At 66.7% G+C, this 19,960-nt stretch carries 15 protein-coding genes; 4 read left to right on the top strand and 11 right to left on the bottom strand.

The features are described 5' to 3' along the window. Positions 1–26: 26 nt before the first annotated feature. From SAZ01S_RS14195 to SAZ01S_RS14170, 6 genes are all read right to left on the bottom strand, one after another. Positions 27–962 carry a FecR family protein gene (locus SAZ01S_RS14195; RefSeq protein WP_084582929.1) on the bottom strand — a complete coding sequence of 312 codons (936 nt, stop codon included), beginning with the start codon at positions 960–962 and terminating at the stop codon, positions 27–29. Beyond that, positions 959–1,552, bottom strand: coding sequence for an RNA polymerase sigma factor (locus SAZ01S_RS14190; protein WP_245824878.1), 594 nt, complete (start codon positions 1,550–1,552; stop codon positions 959–961). Before SAZ01S_RS14190 ends, SAZ01S_RS14195 begins: the two co-directional genes overlap by 4 nt. Before the next feature lie 121 nt (positions 1,553–1,673). Next, complete coding sequence (gene treF / locus SAZ01S_RS14185; RefSeq protein ID WP_084582927.1) at positions 1,674–3,245, bottom strand: alpha,alpha-trehalase TreF; 1,572 nt, start codon at positions 3,243–3,245, stop codon at positions 1,674–1,676. Between the two features lie 73 nt (positions 3,246–3,318). Continuing rightward, positions 3,319–6,000: a TonB-dependent receptor gene (locus SAZ01S_RS14180; protein WP_084582926.1), complete on the bottom strand. Its 2,682-nt coding sequence runs from the start codon at positions 5,998–6,000 to the stop codon at positions 3,319–3,321. Between the two features lie 104 nt (positions 6,001–6,104). Further along, positions 6,105–7,097 carry a FecR family protein gene (locus SAZ01S_RS14175; protein ID WP_084582925.1) on the bottom strand — a complete coding sequence of 331 codons (993 nt, stop codon included), beginning with the start codon at positions 7,095–7,097 and terminating at the stop codon, positions 6,105–6,107. Then, complete coding sequence (locus SAZ01S_RS14170; protein WP_245824876.1) at positions 7,087–7,605, bottom strand: RNA polymerase sigma factor; 519 nt, start codon at positions 7,603–7,605, stop codon at positions 7,087–7,089. Before SAZ01S_RS14170 ends, SAZ01S_RS14175 begins: the two co-directional genes overlap by 11 nt. A gap of 747 nt (positions 7,606–8,352) precedes the next feature. Here SAZ01S_RS14170 and SAZ01S_RS14165 point away from each other — a divergent pair. Genes SAZ01S_RS14165 through SAZ01S_RS14155 form a run of 3 tightly spaced genes read left to right on the top strand, consistent with a single transcriptional unit; the run spans position 8,353 to position 11,781 of the window. Then, positions 8,353–9,366: an NAD-dependent epimerase/dehydratase family protein gene (locus SAZ01S_RS14165; RefSeq protein WP_084582924.1), complete on the top strand. Its 1,014-nt coding sequence runs from the start codon at positions 8,353–8,355 to the stop codon at positions 9,364–9,366. A gap of 4 nt (positions 9,367–9,370) precedes the next feature. Further along, positions 9,371–10,483: a glycosyltransferase family 4 protein gene (locus SAZ01S_RS14160; RefSeq protein ID WP_084582923.1), complete on the top strand. Its 1,113-nt coding sequence runs from the start codon at positions 9,371–9,373 to the stop codon at positions 10,481–10,483. A gap of 44 nt (positions 10,484–10,527) precedes the next feature. Then, complete coding sequence (locus SAZ01S_RS14155) at positions 10,528–11,781, top strand: glycosyltransferase family 4 protein (RefSeq protein WP_084582922.1); 1,254 nt, start codon at positions 10,528–10,530, stop codon at positions 11,779–11,781. A 153-nt stretch (positions 11,782–11,934) separates the two neighbouring features. Here SAZ01S_RS14155 and SAZ01S_RS14150 read toward each other — a convergent pair whose 3' ends face one another. The 3 genes from SAZ01S_RS14150 to SAZ01S_RS14140 all read right to left on the bottom strand — a co-directional run bounded on the left by SAZ01S_RS14150 (position 11,935) and on the right by SAZ01S_RS14140 (position 17,555). Continuing rightward, a complete protein-coding gene (locus SAZ01S_RS14150; RefSeq protein ID WP_167693165.1) occupies positions 11,935–14,133 on the bottom strand; it encodes a GumC family protein in 2,199 nt (732 codons plus the stop codon). Positions 14,134–14,227: 94 nt separating this feature from the next. Then, positions 14,228–14,935, bottom strand: a complete 708-nt coding sequence (locus tag SAZ01S_RS14145) for a polysaccharide biosynthesis/export family protein (protein ID WP_167693164.1) — start codon at positions 14,933–14,935, stop codon at positions 14,228–14,230. Between the two features lie 55 nt (positions 14,936–14,990). After that, entirely contained in the window at positions 14,991–17,555 is a 2,565-nt protein-coding gene (locus SAZ01S_RS14140) for an O-antigen ligase family protein (RefSeq protein WP_084582919.1), read from the bottom strand. A 116-nt stretch (positions 17,556–17,671) separates the two neighbouring features. Here SAZ01S_RS14140 and SAZ01S_RS14135 point away from each other — a divergent pair, with 116 nt between their 5' ends. Continuing rightward, complete coding sequence (locus SAZ01S_RS14135; RefSeq protein ID WP_218018088.1) at positions 17,672–18,745, top strand: M48 family metalloprotease; 1,074 nt, start codon at positions 17,672–17,674, stop codon at positions 18,743–18,745. Between the two features lie 178 nt (positions 18,746–18,923). On the opposite strand, the gene SAZ01S_RS14130 is transcribed toward SAZ01S_RS14135, so the two are convergent. Beyond that, entirely contained in the window at positions 18,924–19,226 is a 303-nt protein-coding gene (locus SAZ01S_RS14130) for a hypothetical protein (RefSeq protein WP_218018087.1), read from the bottom strand. Positions 19,227–19,389: 163 nt separating this feature from the next. After that, on the bottom strand, positions 19,390–19,960 hold a 571-nt coding region (locus tag SAZ01S_RS14125; protein WP_139810083.1), incomplete at its 5' end, for a UDP binding domain-containing protein.

The following is a 19,960-nucleotide window of genomic DNA, read 5'->3' as shown; positions in this document are numbered from 1 at the left end:
CTTCCGTCGGCAGCATCGAAATTTTTTCAGGGCAGAATGCGGGTGACCTCCCCCTCGCCCGGCCGATCGACCCGTTCCACGCGCCCGCCGACCATCGCGGCGCTGGAGGCGGCGAAGCCGTCCACGTCATCGACGCGGAACCAGCCGACCACGCGCCTGCCGGCGAGCTGCGGCGCAACCTCGAGCCGGTTGACATTGTAGCGGTTGAACTCGGCCGCCGCCTCGCCCAGCGTCATGTTGTCGAGCACGATTCGTCGCTCGCGCCAGGCCAGTTGCTGGTCGGACGCCTGGGGGCGCATCGCCCGGGTCGCGATCGCCTTGCCGGGCTTCAGCACCGCCCACTCGCCCGCCTCGACGCGGCGCGGCGCCTCGTCGCTGTCGACCGACCAGATCTTGACCACGCCCGTAGTGACGACGACCCGCGCAGCCTCCCCCTCCCGCCGGACGTCGAAGGCGGTACCGACCGCCTGCACCCGATAGGGGCCGCTGGCGACGACGAAGGGGCGCGCCTTGTTGTGCGCGACCTGGAACCAGGCCTCGCCCTTGGTCATCTCGACATGGCGCTCGGCGCGCGTGAACGCCACGCGCAATCTGGTACCGCTATTGACGACCGCGACCGATCCATCGGCCAGCTGCATGCTGCGGATCTCGCCTACCCGCGTGTCGATCAGTTCGCCGCGGTCGCGCCATAGGCCGACGCCCAGCGCGGCAACCAATGTCGCCGCGACCGCGCCGGCGCCGACCGGCCACCAGCGCCGGCGGCGCGGCGGAGTCGACGGTTCCACTTCCCGATCCGGCAGCGCACGGCCCTCATCGAGCAGGCGCATCGCCGCCTTGGTCCGCAGCAGCGCCCCGCGATGCCGACGATCCGCCGCCAGCCAGGCAGCCAGCTCGGTCTCTTCCGCGTCGCTGAGGCCACGATCGATCGCGGCGACCCAGCGGCAGGCGGTCTCGTCGATCATCGCCGCCCTCCGGTTTCGCGCCGCGCGCCCTGCCCGGCTGACCGTGCCGCCCGGCGACGGATCGGCAGCTCGGCCTTTTCCTCCTCGGTCAGCTGGTCGAGGATGCGCAGCAGGCCCCGCGCGACGTCGTTCTCGACGGCGGTCTCGGGGATGCGCAGCCGCAGCGCGATGTCGCGTTGTGCGACGCCTTCGATCTTGCGGAGCCGGAACACCTGACGCGCGCGATCGGGGAGCGCGTCGATCAACCGCTCGATCCGGGCGATCAGGTGGCGACCGGCGACGATCTCTTCGGGCGACTGGCCAGGATCGGGCGCATTGTCCAGCTCGGCAAGGCCGCTCGCGGCGCCAATGCTGACCACGCGCTCGCGCCGGATCTGCTCCAGCACGACGTTGCGCGCGGCGCGGAAGAAATAACGTCGCGGATCGTCGATATGCTCGAACTGGTCGAGTCCACTGATCCGGCAATAGGTCTCCTGCACCACGTCGTCCACGTCCACCGCCGGAAATGCCGCACGCAGCCAGACGCGCAACTGCCGCTCATGCGGCAGGATGTGCCGACCGACCCATGCGACAAGCTGATCCGAACTCACAGGCTCCCCTAACACCTCCTAGATGCAGCACCGCCGTACTTCCGTCGAGCCGACCGCACTATTTTCGACGATCTTCCACATCCGGCTGCCGAGAACGATTGGCGCAGATGGCGCCGGGCGTTCAGCGTCCTGTCGCCAGATCCGGATAGCGCTCGAGCAATGCGCTGGTCACTCCGTTGGTCCAGCCGAAACCGTCCTGCAGCGGATACTCGCCGCCGCCACCCGGCACCTGCTCCTCGACATCATATTTCTCGAGCATCTTGCCCGTTGCGCGATAGGCGCGGTCGACGGTTGTCAGCCAGCGGCCGGCAATGTCCTTGGCGATGTCGCGGGCGCCGTAGCCGGCAAGCCCGTCGATCGCGACCCATTGCAGCGGCGCCCAGCCATTGGGGGTATCCCATTGCTGGCCCGTCCGGTTGCCGGTGGTGCGCAGGCCCCCCGGGGCGACCAGCTTGGCGCGAACGGTGGCGGCGACGGCGCTTGCCTGCTCGGTGCTCGCCGCACCGACGAACAGCGGGAACAGCGTCGCGGCCGAGAGCACCGAGGTCGCCTGCTGCAGGCGCCAGTCATAATCGGCGTAGCGCTGCTCGGCGCCGATCCACAGATAGGTGTCGATTGCCTTGCGGCGCTGGGCGGCCCGGCGGGTGAAGTCGGCCGCGCAGTCCACATCCGCCAGCGTCGCGCAGCGCTGGGCGATGCCACGTTCCATCGCCCAGAGCAGGCTGTTGAGGTCGACCGGCACGATGTCGGTCGTGTGCACGGTCGCGAGCGTCTTGCCGTCGGCGAGCCAGCGCGAGCTATAGTCCCAGCCGCTTTCCGCCCCCGCCCGCAGGTCGCGATACACGGCCGTCAGTGGGCGCCCCGCCGCGGCCTTGGCGGTGTTCACGTCCTCGCGATAGCTCTCGTCGCGGGGTGTCTCGCGCGCGTCCCAATAGCGGTTGAGCAGGCTGCCATCGGCCATCCGCACGACATGCTCGCAGGCCGGCTGCGCCGCCGTGAGGCAGCCCGCCCCGCGCATCCAATAGCCATATTCGCTGCGCAGCGCCGCCAGCCGGGTGCGCAACACCGCCGGATCGCGCGCATCCGACAGGTCGAGCATCAGCGCGAAGAAGGGCGGCTGCGCACGGCTGAGATAATAGCTGCGGGTGCCGTTGGGGATATGGCCGTAGCGCTGGACGAGGCTCACGAAGTCGTCGAGCATATGCTCGACCATCGCCTGCTGGCCGTCGACCTTGAGGCCGAGCATGGTGAAATAGCTGTCCCAGTAATAGATTTCGCGGAAGCGCCCGCCCGGCACGACATAGGGCGCCGGCAGGGACAGTGCCGAGCTGCCCGGCTCGGGCGTCAGCGCCGGCCGCGACAGCACCGGCCACAGCGCCTGGACATGCGCACGCAGGCGGAGCTTCTCCTGCGGCGCCGGTGCGCCGTTGCCCGCTGCCGACAGGATGAAATGTTCCTCGACGAACGCCTTCAGCGCCTCGCGCGTCTTCGGCCTGGCCTTGCGATAGGCCGCGAGGATCGCCGCCGGATCCTCCTTGGGCACCGCGTCGACGAAGGTCTTCCCGTCGGGAAACACCTGCGCCATCTGCACCGCATCGAACAGCGGGCCGAACAGCTGGGCCGGGCTTTGTGGCTCGGGATCGGTCGCGGCGACGCACAGCAGGGCGGCGAGCGGGAGCAGGCGGCGGATCATCGGGAGTTCCTCATCGGGCGCATAACGCACGAGGCCGGCCGAGCGCTGCGCCCGGCCGGCCCCTCGGGGGTGTTCAGAAGTGGTAGGACGCGCTGAACAGCGCCGACCTGCCGAGGATCGGCCGCGCGAGGATCACCCCGCTACCCTGCGATCCGATGGTGCGCGGATTGCCCTCGGTCAGCCCGATCGTGTTGGTGATGTTGTCGACCGAGGCCTGCAGCGTGATCCGCTTGGTGACGTCGACGGTCAGCCCCGCGTCCCATTTGTAATAGTTGGGCAGTAGCTGGGCGTTCTGCACGTCGGAGAAGCGGTCGCCGATATAGGTGACCGAGGTGAACAGCGTCGCCTTGCTCTCGGACCCGAACGCCACCGAATAGGCCGGCGAGACGCGCCACTGCCATTTGGGCTGGCGCTGCACCCGGTTGCCGGTGAGGTTGGTGCGGCCATTGTCGGTGAAGAAGTCGCGATACTTGCTGTCGAGGTACGTGCCCGAAAAGCCGATGGTGAAGTTGCGCACCGGCCGCAGCTCGCCTTCCAGCTCGACGCCGGTCGCGCGCGCCCCGCCGATCGAGGCGATCGGCGCGCCGCTGGTGATCACCGTGGTGGCCAGGCCGTTGAAGTCGTTGTGGAACACGGTGAGATAGGCGCTCGCCAGATCGGTCGAGACCTTCAGCCCGCCCTCATAGGTATCGACGCGCGGCGCCACGGTGATGCCGTCGCGCAGATTGTCGAAGAAGGGGAAGCTGTTGCCGCGGCTGTAGCGCAGGAACAGGCCGATCGCGCGAGTGAAGTCGTAATTGGCACCCGCCGTCCACGACCATTTCTCGCCGCGATAGCGGATCGTCGAAAAGGTGCCGTTCAGCACCGCGTCGTTATTGTCGTAGAGGGTGTTCGGATTGCCATCGAGCCCGCCGGCCGGCGCGGTGCCGTTATTCTCCAGCGTGCCGTCGACCGAATGGTGCTGGTAGCGCAGGCCCGCATCGAGGCGGAGCTGGTCGTTTACCTGCAGCTCGTCGACCGCATAGACCGCCGCATCCTTGCCGTCATAATCGGCGTTGACGTTGAAGGTGGAGCCGCTGCTGAAGCCGTTGCGGGTAACGATGCGGCCATCGGCCAGCGTCAGGTTGAGGCGTCGTGCATTGGGCTCGGCGGTGAGGAGTTGGCTGTTGCCGAGGTTCCACAGGTCGCGCGAGGAATAGGCGGCATAATAGACGCCTGCCGTGAACGTGTTGCCGCCCTTCTTCCATTCGAGCGCGAGATCGTTGGAGAAATTCTCGATGCGCTTCTGCACCCGCCACAGCCCGGCCTCGACCACCTGGGTGGTGCCGGGCACCGCCTGGCCGCCATTGACGAAGCTGAGGCTGCCGATCGTGCCGCCCTTGCTCGCCGCATAGGCCGAGGCGCTCTGCGGCGGGGTGCCGCCGGGGACGAGGCCGGTGGTGTTGGCATCGCCCTTCAGCCAGCTCAGGCGATCGCGCAGCTTGAAGCCGTCGCCCAGCCGATATTCGAAATTGCCGCCGAGATTGACCACGTCCGCCCCGCGCCCGTCGGCCAGGTCCACGCGGGTGCCGTCGTTGAGCACGCCCAGCCGGGTCTCGCCGCCCGCCAGCGTGCCGCTGCCGGCATCGAAATTGCCGTACTGGCTGATCTTCTTGCCGTTCTGCACCACCGGGATCGGCAGCAGCCACTGGCCGCGATCGTTGAGATAGCGGCCGAACACCAGCACCGAGCCATTGTCGAAATCATGCCGAACGTTTGCGGTGATCTGCCCGCCCTTCTCGGCGGTGAAATGCGGATCGCGCACCCCGTTGCCCGCCGAATAATAGCCGCCGACCATATAGGTCGTGCCCGCGCCGATCGGCCCGGAGAGATAGCCGTCGGCGCGCACATCGCCATAGCTGGCCACGCCGAGCTTGAGCAGATTGTCCGGCGTCGACCCGCCCTCGCGCTGGACGAAGTTGATCGTCAGGCCCGGCTGGCCCGAGGAAAACAGCGCGCCGGTGCCGCCGCGCACGGCTTCCACCCGCTTGAGGGTCGAGTCGATGCGGATCAGCTGCGAGTTTTCGAGAAAGGAAAGCGTCGGCGGCGAGAAGATCGGCACGCCTTCGGACTGGATCGTCACATATTCGGCGTCGCCGCCCGAAGGATAGCCGCGCACGAAGATATTGGCGCCGTTCTTGCCGCCCGAACTCTCCACGCTGATGCCCGGCACGACGCGCAGCACTTCTGCGGTGCTCGCGGGTGCCAGCCGCGCGATCGCGGCATCGTTGATCGTGGTGACCGCGAAGGACGCATCCTGGCGCCGCGTGCCCGCGCCGGCGGTGCCGGTCACGACGATTTCGACATCGTTGGCGGCAGGCTCATCCTGCGGACCCGCCGCAGCGACCTGCGCTTGCCTGGCCCGCGCGGCGGGTGCTGCCGCCGCCCCCTCGGTGCCGCCGCCTTCGACGACGAAGGTGCCGCTGGCGGTGGTGCGGTAGCGCAGGCCGCTGCCGGCGAGCAGCATCGCCAGCGCGCGATCGACGCCGTAGCGGCCGCGCAGCTCGGGCGCGCGCTTGCCGCGGACGAGGTCGGGCGCGAACAGGATCTGGCGGCCGCTCTGGCGGGCGAATTCGGTAAGCGCGGCGCCGAGATCGCGGCTGCCGATCGCGAGGTTGACGGTGGGTTCGGGCGCGGCAAGCGCGGGCGTGAGGGCGCAGGCGGCAACGCCGGCGAGCGCCAGGCTGCGGACGAGCGTGGAAAAGGTGCGGGGCATCAGGATCCTCCCAAAACGGTTCACGAGGCGCCGTCTGGTGCAGCGCTTCTACCCGCCATGACGCAGCCGATCCGAAAACCCGAACCTGCCCCAGCGAAAAAGTCTCAGCGGCGGCTGGAAAGCTCGATCGTGCCATCGCTGCGCGTCACCGCCTGCACCGGGAAGCTGGTCTCCAACGCCTCGGCGAAGGTCGCGCTCTCGCCGGTGCGGAAGGCGCCGCTGATTCGCAGCGCGCCCGCACGGGCATCCTTCACCAGCAGCGCGTGCGGGGCATAGCGGTTGAGCTCGGCCACGGCCTCGGCAAGCGGGGTGTCGGCGAACACCACCAACCCCTCCCGCCACGCCTCGATCTGGCGGGCATCGCCGCCATGGCGCAGCGTCATGCGGTCGCCGCGCGCGACCAGCAGGTCGTTCGGGACCATCGCCACCGCGCCGACGGTCACCTTGCCCTCGACCAGCAGCACGGTGGTGCGATCGGCATCCAGCCGCACGTCGAAGGCAGTGCCGTGGGCCACAACATCATGCGCGCCGGCAGTGACGCGGAAAGGCCGTGGCTGCCCCTTGGCAACCTCGAACCAGGCCTGGCCGCGTTCCAGGATCAAATGGCGCTCGGACGGGGTGTAGGCGACGCGCACCGCGGTAGCGGTGTTGAGCGTCAGCCGCGAGCCGTCATCCAGCATCATCGACAGCCGCTGGCCAACGCCGGTGCTGAACAGCCTGCTCTCGCTGCTCGCAAGAGCCGACGCGGGCGTGCGATGCTCGGCGGCATACCAGCCGGCGAGCGGCAGCGCGACCAATGCCAGCGCGGCGAGCGCAGCGCCTGTCCGCTGCTTGCGCACCGCCGATCGCGCGCGATGCACCGCGACGCGCGTCGCCGTCGCCTGCCGCAGTGCCAGCAGTTCGGGATGCGTGGCGAGCGCACGCGCGCAGGCATGCACAGCGTCGACCTGCGCGAAAGCCTCGGCATGCGCCGGGTCCGCCGCCCGCCAGCGCTCGAACGCCTCGGGCGGCGCGGCGTCGGGGTTGTGCGCCAGCCGCTCGTGCCACCGCGCCGCCTCGGTTGCGATCGCCGCCGTGGCGGTAGAGTCAGTCGTCACGCCACGCCTCCAGTGCCGCGGTCACATGCGCCATCGCACGCGCCACATGTTTCTCCGTCGCCCGGGTCGAGATGCCGACCAGCCGGGCGATATCACCGATCTTCAACCCCTCCAGCACCCGCAGCACGAAGATGTCGCGGGTCCGCTCGGGCAGTTCGAGCAAGGCATCGCGCAGCCGAAGCACCGCCTGCCTACCCTCCAAGACGCGCTGGGCGGTAAAATCCGAACCCGGGTGCACCTCGTCGTCCCAGCTTTCATGGACGGCGCCACCCCGCGCCGCCTCACGACGGGCGCGATCCTTCAGGGCATTGGCAGCGGTGACGAACAGGAAGCGATCGGGCTGGTCGATCACGCTCGGATCGGGCATCCGGCTGAGCTTGAGGAAGACGTCCTGCACCAGGTCGGGCACGTCGTCGCGGGCGGCGACGCGGCGCTCGAAAAAGCGCGCCAACGGCCGCGCATAGCGGCGCGCGAGCTGATCCAGCAACGCGCCGCGTTCGCCCTGCACTCCCCTCTTCCTGTCCGGCCGCATCGTTATCGTGCTCCCTGGCACGTGCTTGTGCGCGCACGCGACCGGCGAGGCAAGGGTGGCGATCCAGGCCGGCAACCCTGCAGTGCCTCGCTCGTCACGCAAATCCAGCCATCCGGCCTCGGCTCTCCCGAGTCCGCATCCCGAGCTTCAATCACGCAAAAACCGACGCATCAATCCTGACAAGCCGTTTGAAAATCACCGTGCAAACCTGCGAGCATCCACACACCCGCCGAGTTTTCCGGAGGCTCCAACTCCGGAGAAGGTGCAGCCAGTGCGAGTCACATTGCGCACGCCCCACAAATATCTTTACCGACCCGAGAGAAAATCTCAAGTTAGAACAAGTCAAACCTTCCGGTTACCGGCTGAAACTAAGCCGTGTTAACTGAGGTTTATTCTCGTCTAACTTAAAATGCGCTTGCCACCCGGGCCAAGTATGGGCACGGCAGCACGCATATATCATCGAACGAAGGCCTGTTCGGGAACGTCTGGTCAGTCGACTTCTGGATATCGCAATATGCTGCTCATCTGCTTCATCTACGGATCGGGGCGAGACTCCGACGCGCGGTGCCCAAGAAGATCGCGGGATGGGCGGGCAATGAAGAAGCTTCCCGGTGGACGAGAGGGGAAGGCATCCACCCGCGCGCCGCTGCCAGCGCGCCTCCCATGCCGAGCGGCGGCCTGAACGCCCGCAGGCAGGATGAGACAACCAAACAAGGAGAAAGCATGCGTACCGCGTTGGTTACTGGATCCGCCGGCTTCATCGGCTCCTTCGTGTGCGCCCGCTTGCTGGCGGAAGGATATCGCGTCGTCGGCCTGGATGCGATGACGGACTATTATGACGTCGCCCTCAAGGAGCGGAGGCTGGAGAATCTCTCCCGGTCCAACCATTTCCGCTCGATCAAGGGCTATGTCGAGACGCCGGGCCTGCTGGCTGCGCTGTTCGAGGAAGAAGCGCCCGAGGTGGTGATCCATCTCGCCGCCCAGGCCGGGGTACGCTATTCCATCGAAAATCCCCGGTCCTATCTCGACAGCAATATCGTCGGCACCTTCGAGTTGCTGGAAGCGGCGCGTGCCCATCCGCCGCAACACCTGCTGCTTGCCTCCACGTCGTCGGCCTTCGGCGCCAATACCGAGATGCCGTATCGCGAAACGGACAAGGCGGATCATCAGATGTCATTCTACGCGGCGACCAAGAAGGCGACCGAGAACATGGCGCACAGCTATGCGCACCTGTTCGACCTGCCGATCACGATGTTCCGCTTCTTCACCGTCTACGGCCCTTGGGGTCGGCCGGACATGGCGCTGTTCAAGTTCACCAAGGCCATTCTCGAAGGCCGCCCGATCGACGTGTACAACCATGGCGACATGAAACGGGACTTCACCTATGTGGAGGATCTCGTAGAGGCCATCTACCTGCTCATCGCCGTGCCTCCGGTCCGCCCGGCAACGGCGGACGCCATACCAGCCGGCGACAGCCTTTCTCCGGTCGCGCCCTGGCGGATCGTCAATATCGGCAATTCGGATGCAGTGCAGCTGACCGAGTTCATCGCTGCGATCGAGGAAGCCACCGGCAAGCCGGCGCAGCGGAACCTGCTGCCGATGCAGGCAGGTGACGTGCCCGCGACCTGGGCGGACGCCGAATTGCTCCGTACGCTCACCGGCTACAAGCCTCAGACCGGGGTCCGCGAAGGCGTCGCGAAGTTCGTCGAATGGTACCGCGCACATTACGGGGTTTAGGGCAATGGCGCACAATGTTGCCTTTCTGGCGCCCGTCCCGACGTTCAAGGGCGGCGCCGAACGCTGCCTGTTCGACGTGATGCGCAATCCGGACGTGACCCCGCTGCTGATCGTCCCGGCGGCGGGTCCGCTCTCCGAACAGGCGGCGCGCGAGGGCATCCCGTTCCAGGTGCTCGATTTCGGCGAGGTGGCGGCGCTTCGTCGGCCGATCCGGCCCGCCGGAGTCGGGGCGGCGGCGAGTGACTGGCTGCGCGCCGCCCACGGGCTCAACGCCCTTGTGCGGGAGACTGGAGTCGATCTGGTGCACAGCAATGGCATGAAGGCGCATTGCATCGCCGCGCTGGCGCGCCGGATCGGCGGGGCGCCGACCGTCGTACATTTGCATGATATCGCCCTACGTCGCACCGAGCGGATGGTCTGGAAAGGCCTCGCCCGCGCCGCGGATCGGATGATCGTGGTGAGCCGCGCCTGCTGGCCGGACCAGCACCTGCCGGACAAGGTCTCGGTCGTGTTCAACGCGGTCGAGCCGGGAATCACGCAGCTGCCGCCCCGCACCCCGGATGGCCGGCTGGTGGTGGGAATCTGCGGCCGCATCCACCCCTTCAAGGGCCACCATGTCGCGCTCGAATGGCTGCATGCGGCGCGCGCGGCGGGCCTGGACGTCGTATTCCGCATTCGCGGCGAGGCGGCGGCGGAAGACCGAAACTATCAGGAAGGGCTGCAACGAACCGTGATGCGGCTCGGCCTGGAAGATGCCGTGGCGTTCGAGGGCAGGTTCGACAGCTTGCCGGCGATCTATGGAGGCCTGGATGCCGTGCTCGTCCCCTCCGACACCCCCGATCCCCTGCCCCGTTCGGTGATGGAGGCAATGGGCCTGGGGCTGCCGGTAGTCGGTTTTCCGGCAGGCGGCATCGTCGAGATGATCGATCCCGGGCAGACGGGGTGGCTGGCCGCGGACGCGCAAGCCTTTTGCGCCGCCGCCCGCGCGATCGCGGCGCTGGGGCCGCAACTGCCGGCGTTCCGCCAGCGACTGGCGGATACCGTCTCCGATCGGTTCGGCATGCAGCGCATGCACCGCCAGATCAGCGGCATCTATGCAGGGATGCTCGGCCGCTAGCGCCCGCGCCGCCGCCCCCGAACAATGGAACAAGGTACAAGCCGATGGCTCCCAAACGCATTCTCTTCATCATCCGCTCGTACGTGCCCGACCAGGTCGGCGGAGGCGCAAAATCGGTCCAGGCGCTCGCCGAGGGCCTGGCGGCGCGCGGCCATGACGTGCACGTGCTGCGCCTTTGCCCGCCGGGCGAAGAGGCTACCACGCTCGCCGCGGCTGCGGGCGCGGGCATCACGGGCGCGGGCAAGCCCATGCTGCACGTCCTGCCGATCCGGAATATCTACGGCCCCTATGACAATGGACACCATACGCGCGCCGCGAAGGCCGTTTGGCACCTGATCGATCTGTACAATCCCTGGGCGGCGCGCGATCTGCGGCGCCTTCTCGCGATGCTGCGCCCCGATGTCGTGAATACCAGCATCATCGACGGCTTCTCCACCACCATCCTGCGCGAAGCGAAGCGGAGCGGCGCCCGCCTGATCCACACGATGCGCGATTATTACCTTATCTGCAGTCGATCCGGCATGTATCGGGCGGGCAAGAACTGCGAAACGCTATGCGCCAGCTGCAAGGTCGTCCGGAGCATCAACCGACGCCAGGTGCAGCATGTCGACCTCTTCCTCTCCAACAGCAGCTTCGTTGCCGAGACGCACCGCAACCATGGCGTGTTCGGCAGGGAAAAGCCGTGCGCCGTGCAGTGGAACGTCAACGACCAGCCGCTCGCGCCGACCCACCGGACGCTGGACGAAGCTGCGCCGATCCGCTTCGGCTATATCGGCCGGCTGGCGCCGACCAAGGGCGTCGAAACGCTGATCGAAGCGGCGCGCGCGCTGCCACAGGACGGGCGGGCGTGGTCGCTCGCCATCGCCGGGGACGGGGCGCCCGACTATGTCGCGCAGCTGCGCGCGCTGGCGAACGGCCATCCGTGCATCCACTTCGTCGGCTGGCAAGCTGCGCCGAAATTCTACGGCATGGTCGATCTGGTGATCTGTCCCTCCGTGTACAACGAACCGCTGCCCCGCGTGATCTACGAGGCGTACGGCGTCGCAGTGCCGGTCGTGGCCTCACGGGTCGGCGGCAACCCGGAAGTGGTCACGCCCGGGGTCTGCGGCGAGCTCTATGACGGGGACAGCGCCAGCGATCTTGCCGAAAAGATCGGCCTCTTCCGCCAAATCTCGTCGGAAGGCTATGCGCGCTACAGCGCGGGCGCCTTGGCGATGGGCGCTACCTTCGCCCCCGACAAGGTGGTCGACAGCTACGAAAGCCACCTGCAGTCGCTGTTTCACGACGACCTGTCCTGATCGTCGACGGGGCGGCCGCTGGCCGAGACAAAGGCCGGCCGTCCTCCGAAGACCAGTGCGGGCTGTTGAAAAACCGCAAAGGGCGCATGCGATCTCCATCGCATGCGCCCTTCTGCATGGTCTGCTCAAATACGGGCGAGGTCCGGGCGGCACTCAACCATAGTCGTACATATAATAATCGCCCTCGCCCTTCCACAGCCCCGGATCGTGCTTGGTCACGAGACCGCCGATCAGGTGCAACGCAGCCCCGCGCACGCGCCGCGCCGCCTGCTTGGCCTGGCCGTAATGCGCACCGCCCGCTGCGACGACGAAGAGCGTCGCCTCCACCTGGCTGGCGAGCTCGATGGCGTCGGCCAGGGCGAGCACGGGCGGCCCGTCGACGATGATGACGTCGAATGCGTCCTGAAGCGTGTGCAACAGATCGGCAACCGGAGCCCCGCCGAGGAGCTGCGCGGCATTGGGCGGCGGCGGCCCGCTTGGGATGAACGACAGGTTTTCGAAGCCGGTGGGCAATATCGCCGCCTGGGGCGCGGTGCGCCGGGCCAGCAGGCTCGAAAGGCCGCCGCCTGCATCCTTCTCCACGCCGAGCAGCCCATGCAGCGACGGCTTGCGCAGGTCGCCATCGATAAGCAGCGTCTGGCGACCGATATCCGCGAACGCCTTGGCGATGAACAGCGCGCTGGTCGTCTTGCCCTCGCCCTTTCGGCTGCTCGTCAGCAGCAGCGACCGGGGTACACCATTCGGCGACGACAGCTCGATGGCCGTCCGAACCGACTGATAGGCCTCCGTGACGGCGGAGCGCTGGCTCGTATTATGGACATCGAGCAGCGTTTCCGGTGCCTTCGGGACCACGCCCAGAAGCGCGAGATGCAGCTTGGGCTCGAGATCCTGCGGATCGCGGATCGAGTCGTCGAGCTGCTCACGCGCGAAGACGAACAAGGCCGACACCGCCAGGCCGCCGATCAGCCCCAGCACGAGGATGATCCCCACGCGCGGCGATACGGGATCCTTCGGGACTTCGGCCGTATCCACCGCGATGACGTTGTTCGCGGCAGCGCCCGCCTCGGCGCTGACTTCCTTGTAGCGCTGCAGAAGCCCGTCATAGAGCTGGCGGCTGGTGTCGACCTCGCGCTTCAGGATGTTGTAGCGGACGCTGCGATCCTGCTCCGAAAGGGTATTTTCCTTCAGTTGCGCCACCTGCTGGGCAAGCGCCTGCGCCTGGCGCGATGCGATGCGCTGCTGTTCGAACAGCGACTGCTTGATGTTGACGGCGAGCGCATTGAGCTGCCGGTCGATCGAATTCAGCTGGGCAGTCGCCTGGGCCACTGCCGGATGATCCGGCTGCAGGCGCTGGCGGAGCTGCCCCAGGTTCGCCAGCAGTTCGGCGCGCCGCTCGTCCAGCGCCTGTATCGCCGGATTGGACAGCACCTCTGGCAACGACATCAGCGGAACGCCGCCGGCCTGCCGCCATCGCTCCTCGGTCTGAATGCGCCGCGCTTCGGCGGCGATATAGGCTTCGTTGAGGTTTACGAGATTGGCAGTCGTCAGCGATCTCGGCCCGGCTTCCTGCTGCCCCTGCGCGTCGGCACCACCGCTCGCGTCGATCAGCTTCGCCGCACGGGAATATTCGATAAGCTCGCGCTCCGATCCTTCCAGGCGCTGCTTGGCCTGGGCGAGCTGGGTGCTGAGGAACTCCCGCGAATAGGCAGTCGTCGAGAATTTGCGCTCGATATTGGTCTGGATGTAATTTTCGGAATAGCTGTTCGCCACACGCATCGCGATCGCTGAATCGCGGCTGGTGAACACGATCTCGACGATGCGCGAGTTCGGCATCAGGCTGATGCGGAGATTTTTCTGCAGCAAATCGGTGACCATCCGCTGCCGCCGCTCGGCCGTGGCCCCCTGCGGGAACCGGTCCCCCATGGCGACCAGAAATCGGTCGTCGGCGGCCAGACGCAGGTTTGCCGCCACCCGTGCCGCAAGGGCCCGGCTTTCGAGCAGGTTTACCTGGGTCTGGAGAAAGCGGTCGAACTCGGCCCCGCCCATGACGGGCTCGGTTTCCTCGGTCCCCAGCACCTTGGTGGATTGCTGACTGACCTCCACACTGGCGCGCGCGCGAAACAAGGGCGGCGTGATCATGATGATCCCCACCCCGGCGATCAGGCCGAGGCCGATAATCGCCAGAACATACCAGCGGCTTCGATAGACGGCGCTACCGAGCGCCCGAACGTCGATGCCGCCGCCCCCCTGATCCTCCGCGTCGAGGAAGGCGTGCTCGTCCAGCTGCTCGGCGAAATTGCCGCCCCCCGAAGACGCGATCGCGGCCCCCTGCGTGCGATGCACCGTGTTCATAAAATTCGTCCAATCCATAGGGCTGCCGGCGCCGCGCGGAAGATTTCGATCCCCGCGGGCCGTGGCGAGCTTTCATTACGCAAGCGGATTTAGGTCAGCGTGAGTATAAGCGAAACGCGTTGAACAACGGCGCCGCCTGCAGAACATCGCGCCACAACCCCTTCACGTTCGAATACCCTACGATGACAATGTCATTGCCCAATATTCTCGGATCCGGATCTTCCCCTCGCCTGATCCTGCCGAGATCGAATACGGCAGCCATTCGCTTCGAATCGATCGTGCGAAAGACAACGACTTCCTTCATTGCCGCCGTTCTATTTTCGCCTTTCGCAAGGGCGATCACGTTGAGCAATGTCGTCGGTCCTTTGATGTCGTAGACTCCAGGCTCCTCGACCTGGCCCTGCACGGTCACACGCTGCGACACCGAGGTCGCAACGACGACCGTAACTTCCGGGCGGACATAGTATTTCAGCAGCCGCGACTGCAGGTCGCGCGCCAGTTGTTCGGTCGTCAGCCCCGCGGCCTGCACCGTACGGATCAGCGGCATGGAGATGTTGCCGGACACATCGACCGGAACCCCCTTGATCGAGAGGTCGGGCTCCTGGAACACGCCGATGTCCAGCGTGTCGAGCGGGCCGATCACATAGTCCTTGGTCAACTCGGCGGGCGCGGGCTGCATGGTCGCATAGGCGGCCTCTCCACGCGGCACCGATCCCACGACATTGGGTCCCGCGCAGCCGGCAGCAGAAAAAGCAGCCAACATCGCCACCGAACGCCCCAAGTGCGTTCCAAAATGCTCCATTGCCCCACTCCCTCGCAACATTACGCAAACACTTCGAAAATACATGTGATACCGCTTACTTGTCAGGCAGGCGCGAAATGGCCACATCGTCTATCCATGACGATTGCAGATCACGTGCCGCTTGGACGATCAGGCGAAGTTCCTGAGCGCTGCAATCCGCGTCGATCGCGAAACGGACTTCTCCTTGAAGCCAGCCCCGCGGTGCTGCCGCCCATGTCGCCGGCAAAGGTGGCGCGCGCACCGGAAAGGCCGGGCCACAGGCGATTGCCCATGCGGGGCGCATGGCCACTGGCCCGCTGTCCCGCAGCAGGAAGCGCAGGGCATAGCCCCCTGGTGCAAGCACCAAGCGCTGCCGCGCGGCCACGCCCGTGGCGATGCTCCTCGTTTCGATCAGGAGCGCCTTGCCCTGCCAGGCATTTTCCGGCGTCTCGATGGCAACCCGGGTGCCCAACAGCCCCGCTGCTTGCCAGGTGAACGGGCCTATCCCTCGAAGCTCGCTACCCGATCGCTCGAACCCGCCGTCGACCAGCAGGCCACTGCCTCCCGCCGCACGCCAGACGGTGTCCACCTCCGGATAGCGGCCAGCACGCCAGAGGCCATCCAGCAGGGCCGCGGCCTCGGCGGCATCCACCGGCGCGCCGAGCGCGGCAAGCTGGCGGAAAAGGCTTGCGACCTCCTCGCCGCCGACGGTTGCTTCGGTGCCGAGGCTGGCAAGAAACGCCTGCCGCCAGACGGGGCGCAGCGCGAGTTCCTTCGCGACGGCGGCTCGGGAGGCTTGGTCGGCGAGCAGGTGCCGCAATTCCCCGAACAGCAAGGCCGTTTGCTGGTCCTGGCGCAAAAGCCCATCGGCGCGCTGCACGGCGACCAGCGGATCGTTCAGTTCGATCGAGCGCCGGATCAGCCATAGCTGGGTTGGCACATCGCGCCAGCCAAGCTGCCCGGCCAGCAGCATCAATTGCCCGGCGACATCCGTGCGATGCGCCGCCGCTTCCGCCAGTCCGAGCGCCCGCACCGCCGCCGCGTTCATCGGATCCCGGCCGAGCGCGATCCGCGCCGCGTCCGCGCTGCCGCTCCAGTCGGAGACCAATCCTCGCTGGGTGGCCAGGCGCGACCAGGCCTCGGCATTGCCGGATCGCCACTGCACCGCCTGCGCGGGCGCATCCCGGAGCAATAGCCAGGAAGCCGCGCCGATGCTCACCGCCTGCCAGCCAAGTACCAGGCCCGCGCCGAGGCCCAGCCCACGGCGAACCCACAACGTCGCCGGTCGCACCCGGCGGGACCGCCGGCGCCTCCCGCGCGGCAACAACATGCCGATACAGGCAGCGAAGGGCACGGAAATCGCCGACATGCGCAGCGGATAGTCATCCGCGGAATGCAGCAGGACGATCGCGACGATCGCGGCAGCGGCGATCGTCAGCGATCGGGATTGCCACCGCGTCGCCTCGCTACGCGCCAGCGCCCGGACCAGGGCCGTGACGATAAGGCACAAGCCCGCAGCCATCAGCACCAGCGCCGGAAGCCCGCCCTCCAGTGCCAGTTCGAGATAATCGTTATGGGCGTGATTGACGATCGGCACGACCACTTCGTCGAGGGGCTCGATCGCGGGATAAATGGCCGTGAAGGTGCCGAACCCGCTTCCCCAGGGGAAGAACTGGCCGATTGCATAGAGCGTGTTTGCCCAGAAGATCTGGCGGCTGTCCTGGTCAACCACCGTGAAGCGCGCCAGGGTCGTTTGCGCCAGCGAGGTCTGGGCCACGGCAAATGCGATCGCTGCGAGCACGACCGCGCCGAAGAGCACCCACCGCCAGTTCCACGCGCGCGGAAAGCGCAGATAGGCGAACAGCAGCAGTGCGATCGGCAGGGTCAGCAGGCCGGTGCGCGATGTGGTCCCCAGCACCGCAAGGGCGAGCAGCGTCACTACGCCCAGTGCCGCCGGCCACTGGGCGCCCGGGCGTCCCCGGCCATCGAACAGCCGCGGCACCGAAGCGGCGACCATGCCGATCAGCAGGAAGGTAGCACTGTGATTGTGGTTGACGAACAGGCCCAGCGCATCGCCGCGATGGGCCGAGTCAAACGGAGCGAACAGGCCCGCACCGCCATAGGCAAGCTGCAGCGCTCCCAGCACGGCACTCAGCAGCGCCATCGCCACCAGCGCGCGCAGCACCCCAACCCTGCCGCGCTCGTCGAGGAAGAGCACCGAGACAAAGGCTGCCGCGGGCGGCAGGAGCGCCAGCACGTCCTGCATCGTCGATTCCGGCCGCAAACTCAGTGGATTCGGGCTTCCCGCGAGCCCGGCCTGCGTCCGAATGGCAGCGGCCAGGTCCCTTCCGGGCAATTCGCTCCAGATCGACCATGGCAGGGGAATCAACTGGACGGCCGGTAGCAACAAGACCGCCAGCAACACCAGCAACGCCGCCCAAGTGATCGGTGCGATCTTCACCTCGGCCAGCTTCGGCACGAGCCAGCAGAGTGTCCCGATGGCGATGATTTCGATCAGCGTGGAGAGGATCGGATACGAAACACCTGCGCCACCAAAAGCCATAGACAGCAAGATCCCCCCGGTAATCACACCAGAGCTCAACTTGGTAATGCTTTCGTTCAGTGTGGAACTAGAGCGCATTACTACCTTCTATTGCGAGTGCCGATATTTCACCGCACCGATGAACCACGTGTATTGACCTGCACCAAATATTAAGTGCCGATCGCCTATCCCACCCGCCTTGGTTGGCGATGGTGATGATGATGCAGCGTACCCGCACGCGTTCGATGGCGGTGTTGCGAATGGCCCCGATGCTGGCCCTGGCGCTCGCCTTGACGGCGTTGCAGGCCCAGGCTGCTCCGGAGAGCCCCGGCATGTCGCCGCTCGCAGACCAGGATCTGCGGCTGGCGCGCATCGGCTATCGCATCGCGGTGCAGAATGCCGATCGCTGCCCGTTCCCGGACCGCCTCACCGGCCTGTTGCTGCATGATCGCGCCGCATATGACGAGCGGGACCGCACCCTGATTGCCGCACGCTTTGGCCTGGGGAACGGATTTGGTGTGCGCGACGTGATCGAAGGCAGCGCCGCCGACCGGGCCGGCATCCGGCGCGGGGACGAGATCGTCGCGCTGAACGGCAGCGAAATGGCCAGCTTCGCGGTCGGCCTGATCGGGCGCACCGCATCCTATGATCGCATCGACGCCTTCGAGACCCTGCTGAGCCGCACCCTGCAACAGGGGCCGGCAACGCTCGAACTCCGTCGCGATGGTGTGCCGCGCACGCTCCAGTTCCCGGCCGACCTGGGCTGCGGCGGACGCTGGGTCGTCATACCCGCGAACGCCTTCAACGCGTGGTCGGACGGGCACTATGTCGCCGTGACCAGTCGCCTGATGACGGATATCGCCGATGATGCAGAGCTCGCCTTCGTCGTCGCGCACGAGATGAGCCACAATATCCTCCGCCATCAGGAACAGTTGCACGGACGATCCGCCTTGCTTGCACAGCTCGGGCTCGGATCCGCGCGGGTTAAGGACACCGAAATCGAGGCCGACACGCTTGCCGTGGGCTTGCTGGCGCGCGCCGGATACGATCTCGGCGCACCCGAACGCTTCCTGGTGCAGGCGGCGCGCAAACGCCCATTTGATGTTCCAATTACGCATCCAGGCCTCAAGCGCCGCATCGGCATCGTCACCGCAGAAATCGCGCGACTGCAGCTCCATCCGTCCACAGCGACCGTCGCGCCTTCGAACGCAGCATTCGGCAGCGAGCACGCTCGCACGGTGGAACCGCCCGCGGTGACGACGCCCATTGCCCTCGAAACCATCGATTGAACCAAGCACGGCACGTCGAACGCCCCGTGCTCCCACGTCACAGACGCCACCTATGGGTTGGCAACGAACCTTATCTGTCGATGCATACCGCCCAGCGCCGGCGGCACACCGCCGCGACGTGCGCCGGGGACATATCCTCGCGCCGATCCGCGCTATCGGCTGGCGCGACGCACCCTGATCATTGCGGGCTGGCGGTCGTCGTCGCGACGGCAGCCCCCACGCCTGCGCCGGCAGCGATCAGCGCAAGCGGAAGCCCGAAGAACGAGTTCGCGCGCCGCACCCGCGGGCGTGCAGGCGGGGGCACGCCCTGCCCATCCTGCGCAGCCTGTGACTGGCTGGCACTAGCCGCCGCCGGCGCGGCCTGCGCTGGCGTGGACTGGCCAGGCAACACCATGCCGGGACGAAGGGGAGCAGCAACAGCAGCCGTCGCGATGAACGTCACCGCCAAGGCACCCAGCGATAATTTGGCAAGCATGACCAACCCCTCACTCAATCGCGGAAACTTACAACCTCGGGGATAAACATTCCCGAGCGCGGGTCAAGTATATTTATACTGGTATTCCACGACTTTAACTATATACCGCACCTAGGGCGCCCGGTTAGACTACAATAAACCTTTAAATTCGGCGACATGACTCGTTATTTTACTGAAGCTTTATCAGGTCCTTCGATTCCGTGATCGGCTTGCCGACGCCGGTGTACTGCAGGCCTGCGCGCTCGAGCTCGGCTGGCGGATAGATGTTGCGCAGGTCGACGAGGATCGGGGCATTGAGGCTGTTCTTGATGCGGACGAGGTCGAGCGCGCGGAACGCGTCCCACTCGGTCACGATCACCAGCGCGTCGGCGCCCTCGGCGGCGGCATAGGGATTGGCGACGAACTCGACATCGGTGAGCAGCTTGCTCGCCTGCTCGACGCCTTCGGGGTCATAGGCCTTCACGGTGGCGCCGGCATCCTGCAGCGCGGCGATGATCGAGAGGCTGGGCGCGTCGCGCATGTCGTCGGTGTTCGGCTTGAAGGTCAGGCCGAGGATGCCGACGGTCTTGCCGCGCACGTCGCCGCCCATCGCCTTGATCACCTTGCGGCCCATCGCGCGCTTGCGGGCATCGTTCACCTGCACCGTGGCTTCGACGATGCGCAGCGGCGTCTCGTTGTCGGCGGCGGTCTTCATCAGCGCCAGCGTGTCCTTGGGGAAGCAGGAGCCGCCATAGCCGGGA

This window comes from Sphingomonas azotifigens NBRC 15497 (genome assembly GCF_002091475.1).
Lineage (GTDB): Bacteria > Pseudomonadota > Alphaproteobacteria > Sphingomonadales > Sphingomonadaceae > Sphingomonas > Sphingomonas azotifigens.
This window is presented reverse-complemented; position numbering and strand designations above follow the sequence as displayed.

Bases quoted from the DNA above. Each gene is read 5' to 3' on its own strand.
- SAZ01S_RS14140 (WP_084582919.1), bottom strand. From the start codon at position 17,555: ATGCGCTCTAGTTCCACACTGAACGAAAGCATTACCAAGTTGAGCTCT.
- SAZ01S_RS14165 (WP_084582924.1), top strand. From the start codon at position 8,353: ATGCGTACCGCGTTGGTTACTGGATCCGCCGGCTTCATCGGCTCCTTC.
- SAZ01S_RS14135 (WP_218018088.1), top strand. From the start codon at position 17,672: ATGATGATGCAGCGTACCCGCACGCGTTCGATGGCGGTGTTGCGAATG.
- SAZ01S_RS14150 (WP_167693165.1), bottom strand. From the start codon at position 14,133: ATGAACACGGTGCATCGCACGCAGGGGGCCGCGATCGCGTCTTCGGGG.
- SAZ01S_RS14160 (WP_084582923.1), top strand. From the start codon at position 9,371: ATGGCGCACAATGTTGCCTTTCTGGCGCCCGTCCCGACGTTCAAGGGC.
- SAZ01S_RS14180 (WP_084582926.1), bottom strand. From the start codon at position 6,000: ATGCCCCGCACCTTTTCCACGCTCGTCCGCAGCCTGGCGCTCGCCGGC.
- SAZ01S_RS14145 (WP_167693164.1), bottom strand. From the start codon at position 14,935: ATGGAGCATTTTGGAACGCACTTGGGGCGTTCGGTGGCGATGTTGGCT.
- treF (WP_084582927.1), bottom strand. From the start codon at position 3,245: ATGATCCGCCGCCTGCTCCCGCTCGCCGCCCTGCTGTGCGTCGCCGCG.
- SAZ01S_RS14155 (WP_084582922.1), top strand. From the start codon at position 10,528: ATGGCTCCCAAACGCATTCTCTTCATCATCCGCTCGTACGTGCCCGAC.
- SAZ01S_RS14195 (WP_084582929.1), bottom strand. From the start codon at position 962: ATGATCGACGAGACCGCCTGCCGCTGGGTCGCCGCGATCGATCGTGGC.